This window comes from Geomonas diazotrophica, assembly GCF_019063885.1.
Taxonomy (GTDB): domain Bacteria; phylum Desulfobacterota; class Desulfuromonadia; order Geobacterales; family Geobacteraceae; genus Geomonas; species Geomonas diazotrophica.
In genome coordinates this window covers 2821632-2834679 of record NZ_CP077684.1, presented here as the reverse complement: position 1 = coordinate 2834679, position 13048 = coordinate 2821632, and the positions used below count along the sequence as shown (strand labels likewise).

Genomic DNA, 13048 nt, shown 5'->3' with positions numbered 1-13048 from the left:
CCCCGAATTCTCCGCCGACAGTTTTATTTTCCCGCCAGCGTTTGTCCATTTCCCGGCCTGATCCCGATCCTTTTCGAGCGAATTCTCTTTTTGAAAAGGCCCGCCTGTGCTATTCGTGAGCAGGAGCGAATACACAAGAGCCGATAAGACGCTGAAACCCTGGCTACGGAGGAACTCCGGCTCTTGAGGCATAAGGAATTCAAATATGGCATCCCACGATTTTGAGCGGGAAAAAGTACTTTTCAGGAAATACTACGAGACCAACGAGAAGCGGTTGATTGCGGCGAAGGACTCATTTGTCGACATCGTCAGGAGCCTGGTCAGTCAGACTGGAGCGGGGGCGACCACCAAGGTCGAGGGGCGCGTCAAGGACAAAGAGGAGTGCATAAAAAAGTTCCAGCGCAAATACCAAGGGAAACTCGAGGCCGACGAGCAGCCTTACCAAATCAGGGACTTCATCTCGGACCTGATAGGCGTGCGGATCGTCTGCCTCTATGAAGACGAGGTCCCGGTGGTGTCGGAGTTGCTGCAGCGCAACTTCAAGATACTAAACGTCACCGACAAGACTTCCGCCGTGGAGAGTACGGAAGACTCCTTCGGCTACAAGGGGCTGCACATGGACCTGGCCCTGGACCCTGAGGTGGTCTATGTCACCAGGAACCTGCCGCCGGCTGATCTCTGCTTCGAGGTGCAGATTCGGTCCCTGATCCAGGACGCCTGGAGCATGCTGGACCACAAGATCAAGTACAAGAAGTCGATCCCGGTGGATCTGAAGCGCAGGATCAACGTGCTCGCCGCCCTTTTCGAGCTCGCCGACCGTGAGTTTAAAGAGATCCGGAACGCGACCTCCGACCTGATGCAGCAGGCGACGGTGACGCAGATTGAACCGGACGCGCCGGGCCAGGCGGTTACCGCAGGCACGAGGACGGTGAACGCCTTCAACTTCTTGCCCATTGCCGGGCACTTTTTCCGTGACTTCGTGTTCGACGACGAGAAGGTGGATGATTTCGTCCAGGACATATTGGAGCAAAACAGCACCCTGCAAAAGGCTGAACTGCACAGGTGTCTGAACGAGAACCTGAAGGTCGTCAGGGAGTATCGCGACCACGTGCTCGCGGAAAACCCGGAGAGGACCTTCAGCGCCTACACCTCGATCAGGCACTGTCTCTATCTCTACGACCAGGAGAAGTTTTCACGCATCTTGTCGAGAAGGAACAGGGAGCGTTTCGTCGCATGGTTGAAGGCCAATCAGCCGGCGCCGGCAACATCGCAGCCCTGACCCCTCTCAGTCCCCCCCCTCAGTTTCACCGTCCTACTGTCTTGTCTCATCTCCCTGTCTCAAAACGGATTTACATAGCCCTGTCCAGTGCTATCCTGTACTCAAGTTTAACGATGGAAAGCAGAGACGGCATGAGATCAAAGCGATATCGCACCTTATGTGCCTGGAAAGAAGGAACAGGATGGATACGCATGATCGACCTATTCCGTGGCTGCTATTCGGTGCGGAGTTTATAGGCACGGCGTTGCTTGTTGCAGTTGGGTTGTCGATTGTGATCCTGGCCTTTGGCCAAGATAGCCCCATGGTTCAACTCGTTCCGAGCGCAGGTTGGCGTCGGCTTATCACAGGCTTTCTGTTCGGCACCACCGGCGCCCTGATTGCTCTCTCTCCGCTCGGCAAAGAAAGCGGAGCGCACATCAACCCGGTTGTCACCCTGGCATTCTGGCTAATGGGCACCCTGAGAGCTCGTCATGTTTTGGGCTATATACTGTCGCAGCTCACCGGCGCAGTGGTCGGGGCGCTACCCTTAATGGCGTGGGGGGAGATGGGACGCAGCGTGGCGTTCGGTGCTACCCTGCCCGGTGCGGGTTACGGGGCCTTTTGGGTATTGCTTGGAGAAGTGGCCACTACTTGCGCCCTCATTGTTGGGCTATTCTTCTTCCTCGGGCGTCGTCGACTGCGGCCTTTCACACCTGCTTTATTTCCAATTTTGTATGCCGCCATGGTTTTCATGGAAGCGCCAATCTCCGGCACTAGCACTAATCCGGCCCGCAGCCTTGGCCCAGCGGTGATCTCCGGCGCTTGGCATGGCTGGTGGATTTACTGGTTGGGCCCATTGCTGGGTGCTGTTCTAGGCGTAGCTTTTTACCGGTTTTCCGGGGCGGCTTGGCTCACGGTTGAGGTCGCAAAGCTCTACCACTTTGGGCACGACCGATACGGGGTTTTTCGCTGGAAGGGTTGATTCGTTGCACAAAGAGGAGGAGTGCCATGAATATCAGGCTTGACGGCAAGCGTGCCCTTGTCACCGGCGGCAATTCCGGCATCGGTGAGGCAATTTCACTATGCCTTGCCGATGCGGGCGCGCGGGTTGCGATCAACTACGTTGCACATCCCGAAGTCGCGCAATCGCTCGCGCAACGGATACAGTCGCAACACGGCGTTGCCATTACGATCAAAGCCGACGTTGCGAACCCTGAGGCTGTCGCGAAAATGTTCCAAAGGATCGATGCTGCCTGGGGGGGGATTGATATACTGGTCAATAATGCGGGCATTGATGGTGGTCGCGCTCTGGGATGGGAGACCGGTATTGAAACATGGCGAGAAGTGATCGAGGTGAATCTGATGGGAGCCTTCTATTGCGCGCGCGAAGCCCTGCAGCGGATGGTGCCGCAGGAAAGCGGGGTCATCCTAAACATCAGCTCGGTGCATGAAGAAATCGCCTGGTCCGGCTATAGCGCCTATACCACCAGTAAGGCTGCCATCAGCATGCTGACCAAGACCCTCGCCCAGGAGGCTGCTCCTCACGGAATACGGGTGTTGTCGGTTGCGCCCGGGGCGGTCAAGACGGCGATCAACCGCTCCGTTTGGAGCGATCCGGCGAACCTGCATGACTTGATAAAGAAGATTCCCTTGAGGCGGCTCGGCGATCCGGAGGAAGTAGCCCGCATGGTGGTGGTACTGGTCTCCGACGTCGCTTCCTACGTGACCGGTCGCACGGTCTTCGTGGATGGGGGCATGACAGATTATCCCGACTTCGCCCAGGGCGGTTAGCGGGGAATAGAATAGGCACGAAACCCAGAAACAGGAGGCGTTATGGATGCGCCAGATGGACATGCACCGGGCTGGCCCGGAATTCCAGCGCGCTGGACCTCCAGTGCCAAGTCGGGTATGGGCACCGCACTGAGCGACAAGAGCCGGGTCTGGTTTACCCTGAGCCACGGGATTTTTAACGAGATTTATTACCCTCGCATTGATCAGGCCTGTGTACGCGACATGGGGTTGATCGTCACTGACGGAGCAGAGTTCCTTTCCGAGGAAAAGCGCGACACTACCAGCGAGCTCCGCTGGCTGGCCAAGGGGGTGCCGGCGTTCCATCTGTTCAACACGTGCAGACTTGGTCGCTACCGGATAGAGAAGAAGATTTTGGCTGACCCGCAGCGGGACACCGTCTTGCAACAAACCCGATTCGTTGCCCAAAAGGGGCAGGTCTCCGATTATCGGCTCTATGTGCTGCTCGCGCCGCACCTGGGCAATCACGGTGCCGGCAATACTGCCTGGATTGGCGAGTATAAAGGCCAGCCCATGTTGTTCGCCGAACGGGACGGAAATGCGCTGGCGCTAGCCTGTTCAGTTCCATGGATGAAGCGCTCCGTGGGCTTCGTTGGATTCTCAGACGGCTGGCAGGACATCACCTCTCACCAACAGATGGCATGGGACTACACGCGGGCCGAAAACGGCAATGTCGACCTGACGGCAGAGGTCGACCTGCAAGCTGGCGGAGGAGAATTCGTGCTGGCCTTGGGGTTTGGGCGTAACGCAGCTGAAGCTGGAAACCGCGCGCGCGCAACACTCCAGGACGGCTTCGAAGCAGCACAATCGAAGTATGTTCGGCAGTGGAGCGGGTGGCAGGCGACTCTGCTGCAACTCGACAAGAACCGATCGGATAATGGACAAAATCTTTACCGGACCAGCACGGCCGTCGTGCGCGCACACGAGGCCTTCAATTTCCCCGGCGGAATAATCGCGAGCCTTTCCATCCCGTGGGGATTCAGCAAGGGGGATAACGATCTGGGCGGCTATCACCTCGCCTGGCCGCGCGACTTGGCCGAGTCGGCGGGGGGGCTCCTGGCTGCCGGCGCCCATGGGGAGGTCCGCCGTGTGCTCTGCTATCTGCAGGCAACCCAGGAGGCGGACGGACACTGGGCCCAGAACATGTGGCTGGACGGTTCGCCCTACTGGAACGGCATCCAGATGGACGAGACAGCCCTGCCGGTTCTGCTCGTTGACCTGGCCCGGCGCGAGAAGGCTCTGGACACCGCCGACGTGGCCAGGTTCTGGCCGATGGTGCGACAGGCTGCCGCCTACCTGGTCCGCAACGGACCGGTGAGCCCGCAGGACCGGTGGGAGGAAGATCCCGGCTATTCGCCGTTCACGGTGGCCGCCGAAATCGCAGCGCTACTGGCTGCGGCAGACCTGGCCGATCTGCACCATGAACCTGGCATCGCAAGGTACCTGCGCGAGACCGCCGATGTCTGGCATGCATCGATTGATCGCTGGATGTTCGTGAGCGGCACCGATTGGTGTCGCAAGTACGATGTCGCTGGGTACTACGTCCGGATCGCGCCGGTTGTGAAAGAAGAGGGTGTTTCGCGGTTCCTGGAGAGCATAGCTGTAAAAAACGTGACAACGGACCAGGCCGAAAGCCCTGTCTGCCACCTGGTAAGCCCCGATGCCCTGGCACTGGTTAGATTCGGATTGCGTGCAGCAGATGACCCGCGTATTCGGGACACGGTCAAGGTCGTAGATGCGCTGCTCAAGGTTGAGGCGCCGCAGGGCCCGATCTGGCACCGGTACAATGGTGACGGCTACGGCGAACATGAAGATGGCGAACCTTTTGATGGCACCGGGATCGGCCGGGTGTGGCCGCTTCTGACCGGCGAACGTGCCCACTTCGAACTGGCGGCAGGCCGGGTGCAAGAGGCAAAGCGGCTTCAGGCAGCCTTAGAATCCTTTGCCAGCGCTGACGGGCTTTTATCGGAGCAGATCTGGGACGCGCCGGACCTGCCGGACCGGGAGCTTTTTTTCGGCCGGCCATCCGGTTCGGCCATGCCGCTTGTTTGGGCACACGCCGAATACCTGAAGCTCCTCCGCTCACTGAATGACGGACGGGTCTTCGATATACCGCCCCAGCCAGTGGCCCGTTACCTGACGGAAAATACCGAGGCCTTTTGCCTGGTGTGGCGCTTCAACCACAAAATTCATTCCTTGCCAGCCGGCAAGATTCTGCGCATCGAGACGCTGGCGCCCGCTGTCATTCGCTGGAGTCCTGATGAGTGGAACACGTCCCAGGAAATACGAACCAACGATACCGGGCTGGGGATTCACTCAGCAGATCTGGCGACCGGGTCGCTAACCGAAGGAAAACAGGCAAGGTTCACGTTTTACTGGCTGGAGGCCGGACATTGGGAGGGAGTGGACTGGGCAGTCAGCATCGGTGCCGCACAACTCGGCGGATAAGTGGCTGACCTTTATTGGAGAAATTCCTCGAGCACCTTTCGGCAGATGTTGCCAAACCCCGTCCGAAGGTCGACGAGCGAGGGGCAGAGTTTGATCAGGATTCGATAAGCCTTTCACACCGGCGGGCGATCTTTGCGACGCTATTCGCCGATTTTGATACACCTCCAGCGGATGTCGACACGCCTGCGCGAAGGTTTGAAAAGGATCCTGCCGGACTTCGCCCACTCGGCAGGACCCTTTAATAGGTTCGCCTGAAGTTTGTTAAACTTTCCCGAAACCTTGCCAAACTATTCGTCAACTTTGACCAACCCTTTGTCGATCTTCCTAAAACTCATATTATTTCAGTGTGTTGAAAAGTTTAATTTTCGCGGGAAGTTTGCGAAACAATCCGCAATGTTTGCAAAGAAATAGCCGATGCTTGCACAACTCTTTCGCGGGCCCGATAAGGGGGCGGCAAAGATGGTCAAGAAGACCGACCGCCTCAGCGCGAATTGCCCGCCCTTATCCATACCCGGCCGGCTTTTGCAGCGGCCGGTAGCGAAGCGTGGCATGTTGTTCGAAAGCCTAAACAAAAAATTAGTTTGTTGTAATTTGATTCGTTTCATGTATGCTTCTCCTGGAGACGAGATTTCACCAGCCAGGAGGAATTATGCAAACAGTGCTAGCCCCTCAATACGGCTCTTCTCCCCAGGAGACGGCGGAGATGCTGCGGACCGTCAAGGTCATGCTGCTCAATCATGATCACCCCAACCTAAAGCCGTGGCCACCGTGGTTGAGGTCGATCGAAGGGTTGGGCGAGGACGCGGATTTTTTAGAGGCCGCGATAGCCCGAGCGCAAAACCATGATGTGGCGATGGTGAAGGAAAGGGACGAGTTTCACGAGTTGGCTAAGAAGCGGATGGCCAGGATCGGCAAGTATGTCGAACTTGCTGTCGAAAGCGACCGCAACGCTCTGCAGAGGGCGGGGTTCAAGGTTCGTCCGCTGCAGGTGAAGAAAACCGTTACCGGTCCTCCGCCTTCCCCGGAATTCACGGTTAGCCATGGTAAGGAGTCGGGGATCTTATTGGGCAAGATCATCAGGTACCCGGGTGCCAAGAGCTACCGGGTACAGATCACCGATCAGGATCCGACAACAAATCCTACATGGATAGATGTAGATGACTTTCCCCTGGCCTCGAAGATTTCCATTCCCGGCAGGGAGCCCGGCAAGCTGTACTGGATCCGTGCCAGCATCCTCTCCTCCAACGGCCGCGGTCCCTGGTGCCTGCCGGTGTGCATCAGGTCCCTGTAAGAACAGTTTTAGCTGCGAAACGTTGACGCCCCCGTCCATCTCTGGACGGGGGCGTTTTGTCGTCATCCCGACTGGATTTTTTAGCCGCAAGCCAAGGGGACATGCATAAGAATATAAGTTTTTCATGGTCTTATAATCTTACACGCGTCACCCGCCTTCCAGGCACCCGGGTGTATCTTTGGATCGGGGTGCTTTTCCGTTCCTCTCCCACCTGGTCAGCGTCCCGCTCGGCCCCGACTGGCTTTTCAGCGAGGATCCTGCTGTCGGGCGGGATTACTTCATGAAGCCAAGTAAAGTCTGCTGATACTTTGGGTCCAGCTCAAGTAGCGCCTCCAGTATTTTCTCAAAGGATTTGCATTTCCCGCCCTTTACTGCGTCTTTCGGCTCTGACAAGGGGGTTATTATCTCAACTAGCTCGTGATCGGAATACTTTTCTTTTCCCTTTGCAATTAAGGCTACAATCGCCACCATCATTTCAGCCTTGCTCGGCTCTTTAATGGGTGCCTCGCAAGTCGCTCCCAACTTTATAGCTGATTCAAAAAAATCTAGGAAACGCCTGCGTTCCGCCGGAGGAAGGGTCGTTACGTCGATTTTAAACGAGCGGGGGTTGCAACTGTTGTCGTCCAGCCTTTTCAACACGCCGCTGACTTCACGGAGAATAGCCTGCTTCTGCGCGAGAGGCAAGTTTGAGAGACCGCGGCTATGGAGGGTATTGTACCAGTTAGTAGCCAACATCCTGTCCGTCGACCAATTAACCCCCTGTTTCACCGCCTCGTCATAAACGGCTTTTCGTACGGCGTCATCGAGCAGCAGATCTCGGTAGAGCCTTGACATATCGCCATCGGGATCGGGGCCGGTTACCAACTGGTGTAATGACGCGGGCTTCTCGACGATGGCGTCGAGATCCTTGTTGAACTCTTCCCTGGATGTGATGCAACCGCCGAGGAGGAGGCAACTAACAATCAAAGGCCAAAGCATGGTTGTTGTGGTGATGTTAAGTTTCATCCGGTCCCCTCATTCCCAAACGCTTCGCCGGCATTAGAATCAATCGTGACCGGTTACGCCGGCGGCTCCTTCCAATCTTCGCTGCACTACTGTATTTCCCAGTTGCCATGCCTTAGGGACTGACAAAATGAACGCGTCAGGATGTTGCGACATCCAGGTGGCGGCAGCTTCCTCTGAGCTGATGAAATGAACCCCGCTGCAAAAACTGCTACGGACATTGCAACAGCCACCCTTCTTTCCAGGTATCACCATGGAAAGGACAACTTCAGCCGGTGACACGTAGCTCACTCCGGTTGGACCCACCGTCAAACAAACCCGACTCCCCGTGACGGGGCAGCGCGATTCAACCTGCACCACTTGGTCCAGTGCCCTGGGATACATCAGAGCATCCAGGGCGCACCAGGTGTACAACTCCTTGCCGCAAACCTTAAAAGAGTGCGGCGTTGGAAGAAGCGAGAGGCCGCAGGCCACTATGTCTCCGTTGTCGTCGTACACGGTATCTGCAAAAGTCCCCAACGCCACTTCGACGTCGGGTAGGGACATCGCAAGTGCCTCCGCTATGCTCTTACGGGAGACGGGCTGTCCCTTACTCAGGGCGCGCAGTAGGAACAGCCAGACTTCCGGATGGTCACAGTTCAAGCCCGCCTGAACAGCATCGAATGCGTTCACATCCACCATAGCTATTCCTTCACGGCGTATCATAAGGTGACTCCCTTTGCAGCCTCTTATGGTTTTGGATTCTTGATCCAATCGGAAATAAGGTCCACGACCTCTTTCTCTACTCCGATGAAGCCATGCCGGTGCAGCGCCTGGCACGGGTCCCCGGTCGGGGTGGTGCCGCCGCTTACGTAGACTTCCTTTTTGATGGGGGCGTTTTTCATCTGCTGGATGATCTGGGGGAGGTCGCCTGGGACGCAGATCTTGCACTCATCGGATTGATGATGCACGACCAGTACGGGCTGCTTTATCAGTTCGAGCTTTTGTTGGGGGAGGGCGCCAACCTTTTTGCGGGTGACGCTGGAGGTCAACACGATGCCGTTTATCTCGTCCTTGCCGGCGACGGTGGCCAGTGCCGCGGCTGAAATAGTCCCCATGCTGGTCCCGATGACCCAGACGGGGGAACCGGCATCGCCTTTCGCGAAGGCGATCACCCGCCTCAGGTCTTCGGCATGCTCCGGGCTGGTTCGGAAGGTTCCGTCAAGATCGTCGTGGTCGGAAGGCTTGCCGACCACGACGACGTTGAAGCCGTTGGCCGCGAAGAGGTCCCTGCTTCTGACCAGGAAGTTGTTGGAGGTGGGGATGCCGTTCTTTACCGCGATGCCGCCGCTGCCTCCGGTCAACAAGAGGACGGTCGCCTTGGCTCCTTCGCGTTTCATGTAATAGAAGGGAACGAACACCCCTGGCCTGGTCTCAATCTTTACCAGGCGATCATTTGCGGCAAGGGCAGGCACCGCAAGGCAGAGGAAGATGATGGTAAGCAGTAAGCGCATGATGCCTGCAACTTAATCGGGAGATGGATGCTTGGGTAAGATGGTAAGCCCAATTTAATGGATGCGATGTTATTGTTCAAGCTAAATCTGTGGGCAGTGTGAATCTGATGGGCGCAGGAACAGCCTGTGACAGAGCCGGCATTTGCCTGTGAGTGTGGTGAGGTAAAAGGAAGAGCCTTATGTGACACACTTCGGGACCTGGTACCGCAACTCGGCGAAGCCTGAGCCGAACTGCTGCACAGATACCAAAGTCAAAGGGGGGGTGACTAAGCGACGCGGGAAGAGCGGCTTACCCTTTCCCAACGTGACCGAACCGACTTGCACGATTATCTCGTCCAGTAGCCCGGCATCGTAGAACTGACCGGCTAAATCACCTCCGCCTACAATCCAGATGTTCTTTGAGCCGGCCGCTTTGATCATTTCGGCATGAACAGGCCGGACGTCGCCATGGACGAAGTGGATGTTGGCTCCCTTGATGGTCGGGAGCGCCCTGCTGGAAAATATCCAGACTGGCTGGGTGTACGGCCACGCTGCCCCCGTCTCGAGGGCCACCTTGTCGGCATGATGCAGCATCCATTCGTAGGTTGCTGAACCCATCGCCAGTGCGCCGACCTCAGCGATAAATCCGGGATAGCTGGTGTCGTCCACATTGCCTAAGGGAAAAAGCCAGTCCAACGAATCGTCTTCGGTGGCAATGAATCCGTCGAGACTGGCCGCCGCGTAGTACTGTGTCTTCATGACGGTACGCCCTCAAAGTTGCAGTTCCTTCGGACTAGCGGACTCTCCTAATTCCCCAGCCGCTCGCACAGGTTCTTGAAGGCCTGGGTATCCATCTTTAGCTCGACCGGCTTGCCGTTGTCCTGGTAGCCGATGGTGACGAGGCCGCCGACGATCTCATGCTCCATTTCGGCGAAGAGAACGGCTTTCGGGTTGATCAGGAGGTTGCCGGAGCGGATGAAACCCCTCTTCTCGAGCTCCTGGGCCATCGCTTCCTGCTCGGTCTTGTGCACCTTCTTGAACAGTTGCTTTCGTACCGCGCTGCCGTCAAACCAGACGTCGATGAGGCGCGTGTCGTCGCCGACGAGGGGATTTTCGGCCGGAGTGGTGAGCTGGGCGGCAAGTATCTTGTCGGTATTGATGTAACGCATGGGGAACTCCTTTGGCTGTACGGGAAACGTTAGGATGGCCGTTGATAAAACACCACGCCGACCCGTTCAATATGCTTCTTAAGCTCGGTATGGTCCAATCGGGCAAACAGGGAGAGGTCTATCTTGTAGGGCAACAAAAGGTCATCAAGCTCTTCCGCAATCGAGCCGAGATCGAATGTAGTGAGGAGTGCGCCGTAAAGGGTGAGGTCTATGTCTGACCCAGGCTTGAAATTGCCCTTAGCCCGCGATCCGTACAGGACTGCCTTTTTAACGCCAGCATGATGGCTTAAGACATCGCAGATCTTTTCGATAGTGTCATCGCTCAAGCCAAAGGGCATCAATCGTCCTCGTCTGTTGCCAACGCCGTGAACTTCTTCGCCATCAGCTCGAACTGGGGGTAAAAGCGGGTAAGTACGCTTTCTACGATCTCCTCTGCTGTTTCAGGATTGTAAGTGTGGGAGCTGAGATTGCGGGCCTTGATCATGTCCATCCACGCGGTGCCATCTTCAATGAGCCCGTTCTTGAATGCTTCTCTTGTCGCGTCCTTGGAGCCAATGAGGCCGATGATTCCTTTCTCGCTCAGATAATCTTTCAGAACATTCCAGGCAAGTTCGTGGGTGAACTCGAAACCTTGGACCATTCCCTGTTCTTCCAGCTTGGTCAGTTGGCGCTCATTCGCTAGCTGCACTGCCTCTGTCAAGGTCTTCAACGCCCTCAGGTAATTGTTGAAGCGCTGTTTCCAGCGGATATCTTCAGGCACGGCAGGCTCCTTTTCCACAGCAACTGCGATTTCTATGGTTCCTGAGGACTTTACATTTTTTTTAGGGTGGTTTCAACGCAAACAGAACTCACGGTTGCCTCGGTGCCATCTTGCCCAGGGGAGGGACGTTCATCTGCATGGATCGCATCTGCGCGTTTTGGGCCTTGGCCTTGTAGGCTGCGAATTGGGGGACGGCTATCGCGGCGAGGATCCCTATGATAGCCACGGTGACGAGCACGCCGGCGGCGGAGCCGCCTACACCCATGCGCGGCATGAAGAGGGCGAAGATCCAGGCGAAAAGGCTGCGCGGAGGGGGAGCGACGAACGGGTTGTTGATCCGGGCGGCCCTTTTGACCAGCCAGGGGTAGTCGGAGATGAGCTCGTGGAGCGACATCCAGAAGCCGCTGCTGTGCGCGGTCTGCTCCAGGTAGGCGTCGATGTTCACCTCGGACCAGAGCTTCTCCCCGGCGGAGAGGGCGATCAGCCCCTTCAAGGCGCTTTCGGTACTGTCGCAGCAGGCCCGGCCGAACTGGTCGCAGGTGTACTCGCGGGCGCGGGAGTAGGCGGCGCCTACCAGGGGAAGAAGGCTCACCGGCCAGATAAAGGGGGCCCACTGCAGGTGCTTTTGCTTTATGTGTCCCAGCTCGTGTCCGATGTAGAAGTTGATGGCGTCGGGACGGTCGGACATGGCCTGGATGGTGTTGGAGAACAGCACCACGAAGTTCCTCCCCAGGAACCTGGTGGCGAAGGCGTTGAGGAAACCGCTGCCGTTGATCAGGTAGGCGTCGGGATAGTCGGCGAGCCCCAGGGCCTTGCAGCAGCGGACGTGCCGGTCGTAGAGGTCCGGGAACTGGGTGGGGGAGAGCTTGATCCCGTTCCCTTTGAGATGGGCTATCAGCGCGGACTGGCCGACCAGCAGTGCGACCAGGAGGGCGGGGAGTGCGAACAGAAAGGCGCCTTTGGTAACGAAGACCAGGCCCACCCAGTAGATGAGGGCGACCACGGCGTGGATGGTGAAGAGGGTGTGTTCGCGGTGGTAGATGAGGGTGCCGGCGTTGACGGGGCGGACGATGCCGGAAATTTTCGCGGCAGCTGCCGATACCTCGGGAGCGGTGCACTTGGCATAGACCACGTGACACTTGGGACAGGACGCGGCATCGAAGACGGCGTCGGACTCCTTCCTCTCGTAGCCGCACTTGGGACATTGCCGGGGAGCAGATGCCTCGGTTGTGCCTGCCGCCTTGGGGGGAGCGGCCTGCTCCAGGGGGGGCGGCGCTTGCAGCGAGGCTGCGTCCCTGGAAAAGACGAAGGTTGTTTTGCACTTGGGACAGTTGGTGACCGTCGCGTCGGGCGGGCATTGGTCAAAGGGGACGGATTTGCTCAACCCGCACGACGGGCAGGTGACGGCAACCAAGCGTGAACTCATCGCAATGACCTCTTTCTGTGGGCTAGGTATGGAAAAAAGGCCTTTCAGAGTCCGCATCAGACCGGTAAGGATTACCCAAATTCAGGCTTTTGGGTGGAAGTTTGGTGCGAGTTTGGTGCGAGTTTGGTGCGAGCAATTCGACTGTCTCTGTCTTGTCGCACGGCCAACGGCTATGTAGTACTATTTGTCGTTTCTGTCAATATTTTCCCGACTGCCTACTGGGGCATTCTGTCTCGAGTGCCATATCGCGGCACCGCGGGGGCGAATCCATACCCGGCGGAGGAAGAGGAGAACGGGCATCACCCGGAATCCGGTTGTATTTGTCGCCATATATGACGGAACGCGTTGCGGCAGAAAGCGGCACCGAATAAAAAGGAGCCTCGCTCCCAGGAGGAAAGCGAGGCCCATAATAG

14 protein-coding genes are annotated in these 13048 nt (G+C 57.2%); 5 read left to right on the top strand and 9 right to left on the bottom strand.

All coding sequences use genetic code 11. The features are described 5' to 3' along the window. Positions 1 to 205: 205 nt before the first annotated feature. The 4 genes from KP003_RS12360 to KP003_RS12345 all read left to right on the top strand — a co-directional run bounded on the left by KP003_RS12360 (position 206) and on the right by KP003_RS12345 (position 5515). Positions 206 to 1279 carry a GTP pyrophosphokinase gene (locus tag KP003_RS12360; RefSeq protein ID WP_216788586.1) on the top strand — a complete coding sequence of 358 codons (1074 nt, stop codon included), beginning with the start codon at positions 206 to 208 and terminating at the stop codon, positions 1277 to 1279. Between the two features lie 181 nt (positions 1280 to 1460). Then, a complete protein-coding gene (locus KP003_RS12355; protein WP_216788584.1) occupies positions 1461 to 2240 on the top strand; it encodes an MIP/aquaporin family protein in 780 nt (259 codons plus the stop codon). Positions 2241 to 2266: 26 nt separating this feature from the next. Further along, the gene (gene fabG / locus KP003_RS12350; RefSeq protein ID WP_217299641.1) at positions 2267 to 3049 is read left to right on the top strand and encodes a 3-oxoacyl-ACP reductase FabG; all 783 of its coding nucleotides are present in this window, start codon (positions 2267 to 2269) and stop codon (positions 3047 to 3049) included. Positions 3050 to 3091: 42 nt separating this feature from the next. Further along, on the top strand, positions 3092 to 5515 hold the full coding sequence (locus KP003_RS12345) for a glucan 1,4-alpha-glucosidase (protein ID WP_217299640.1): 2424 nt from the start codon (positions 3092 to 3094) through the stop codon (positions 5513 to 5515). Between the two features lie 341 nt (positions 5516 to 5856). On the opposite strand, the gene KP003_RS12340 is transcribed toward KP003_RS12345, so the two are convergent. Then, a complete protein-coding gene (locus KP003_RS12340; RefSeq protein WP_216497867.1) occupies positions 5857 to 6120 on the bottom strand; it encodes a hypothetical protein in 264 nt (87 codons plus the stop codon). Between the two features lie 44 nt (positions 6121 to 6164). On the opposite strand from KP003_RS12340, the gene KP003_RS12335 reads away from it, so the two are divergent. After that, a complete protein-coding gene (locus KP003_RS12335) occupies positions 6165 to 6806 on the top strand; it encodes a hypothetical protein (RefSeq protein WP_216497866.1) in 642 nt (213 codons plus the stop codon). Positions 6807 to 7079: 273 nt separating this feature from the next. Here the strand turns inward: KP003_RS12335 and KP003_RS12330 are convergent, their stop codons facing one another. The 8 genes from KP003_RS12330 to KP003_RS12295 all read right to left on the bottom strand — a co-directional run bounded on the left by KP003_RS12330 (position 7080) and on the right by KP003_RS12295 (position 12635). After that, positions 7080 to 7811, bottom strand: coding sequence for a hypothetical protein (locus KP003_RS12330; RefSeq protein WP_216497865.1), 732 nt, complete (start codon positions 7809 to 7811; stop codon positions 7080 to 7082). A 39-nt stretch (positions 7812 to 7850) separates the two neighbouring features. Then, positions 7851 to 8513, bottom strand: a complete 663-nt coding sequence (gene merB / locus KP003_RS12325; RefSeq protein WP_216497864.1) for an alkylmercury lyase MerB — start codon at positions 8511 to 8513, stop codon at positions 7851 to 7853. Between the two features lie 23 nt (positions 8514 to 8536). After that, complete coding sequence (locus tag KP003_RS12320) at positions 8537 to 9301, bottom strand: alpha/beta hydrolase (RefSeq protein WP_216497863.1); 765 nt, start codon at positions 9299 to 9301, stop codon at positions 8537 to 8539. Positions 9302 to 9478: 177 nt separating this feature from the next. Then, positions 9479 to 10039 carry a dihydrofolate reductase family protein gene (locus tag KP003_RS12315; RefSeq protein WP_216497862.1) on the bottom strand — a complete coding sequence of 187 codons (561 nt, stop codon included), beginning with the start codon at positions 10037 to 10039 and terminating at the stop codon, positions 9479 to 9481. 47 nt (positions 10040 to 10086) lie between these two features. Continuing rightward, the gene (locus KP003_RS12310; RefSeq protein WP_216497861.1) at positions 10087 to 10449 is read right to left on the bottom strand and encodes a hypothetical protein; all 363 of its coding nucleotides are present in this window, start codon (positions 10447 to 10449) and stop codon (positions 10087 to 10089) included. 29 nt (positions 10450 to 10478) lie between these two features. After that, the gene (locus tag KP003_RS12305) at positions 10479 to 10787 is read right to left on the bottom strand and encodes a nucleotidyltransferase domain-containing protein (protein ID WP_216497860.1); all 309 of its coding nucleotides are present in this window, start codon (positions 10785 to 10787) and stop codon (positions 10479 to 10481) included. Next, positions 10787 to 11209, bottom strand: a complete 423-nt coding sequence (locus tag KP003_RS12300) for a nucleotidyltransferase substrate binding protein (protein WP_216497859.1) — start codon at positions 11207 to 11209, stop codon at positions 10787 to 10789. The genes KP003_RS12305 and KP003_RS12300 overlap by 1 nt, the downstream gene beginning before the upstream one ends. Before the next feature lie 88 nt (positions 11210 to 11297). Then, positions 11298 to 12635 carry a M48 family metalloprotease gene (locus KP003_RS12295; protein ID WP_216497858.1) on the bottom strand — a complete coding sequence of 446 codons (1338 nt, stop codon included), beginning with the start codon at positions 12633 to 12635 and terminating at the stop codon, positions 11298 to 11300. Positions 12636 to 13048 lie beyond the last annotated feature (413 nt).

Bases quoted from the DNA above. Each gene is read 5' to 3' on its own strand.
- KP003_RS12345 (WP_217299640.1), top strand. From the start codon at position 3,092: ATGGATGCGCCAGATGGACATGCACCGGGCTGGCCCGGAATTCCAGCG.
- KP003_RS12330 (WP_216497865.1), bottom strand. From the start codon at position 7,811: ATGAAACTTAACATCACCACAACAACCATGCTTTGGCCTTTGATTGTT.
- KP003_RS12320 (WP_216497863.1), bottom strand. From the start codon at position 9,301: ATGCGCTTACTGCTTACCATCATCTTCCTCTGCCTTGCGGTGCCTGCC.
- KP003_RS12310 (WP_216497861.1), bottom strand. From the start codon at position 10,449: ATGCGTTACATCAATACCGACAAGATACTTGCCGCCCAGCTCACCACT.
- merB (WP_216497864.1), bottom strand. From the start codon at position 8,513: ATGATACGCCGTGAAGGAATAGCTATGGTGGATGTGAACGCATTCGAT.
- KP003_RS12315 (WP_216497862.1), bottom strand. From the start codon at position 10,039: ATGAAGACACAGTACTACGCGGCGGCCAGTCTCGACGGATTCATTGCC.
- KP003_RS12340 (WP_216497867.1), bottom strand. From the start codon at position 6,120: ATGAAACGAATCAAATTACAACAAACTAATTTTTTGTTTAGGCTTTCG.
- KP003_RS12335 (WP_216497866.1), top strand. From the start codon at position 6,165: ATGCAAACAGTGCTAGCCCCTCAATACGGCTCTTCTCCCCAGGAGACG.
- KP003_RS12355 (WP_216788584.1), top strand. From the start codon at position 1,461: ATGGATACGCATGATCGACCTATTCCGTGGCTGCTATTCGGTGCGGAG.
- KP003_RS12305 (WP_216497860.1), bottom strand. From the start codon at position 10,787: ATGCCCTTTGGCTTGAGCGATGACACTATCGAAAAGATCTGCGATGTC.
- KP003_RS12360 (WP_216788586.1), top strand. From the start codon at position 206: ATGGCATCCCACGATTTTGAGCGGGAAAAAGTACTTTTCAGGAAATAC.
- KP003_RS12295 (WP_216497858.1), bottom strand. From the start codon at position 12,635: ATGAGTTCACGCTTGGTTGCCGTCACCTGCCCGTCGTGCGGGTTGAGC.
- fabG (WP_217299641.1), top strand. From the start codon at position 2,267: ATGAATATCAGGCTTGACGGCAAGCGTGCCCTTGTCACCGGCGGCAAT.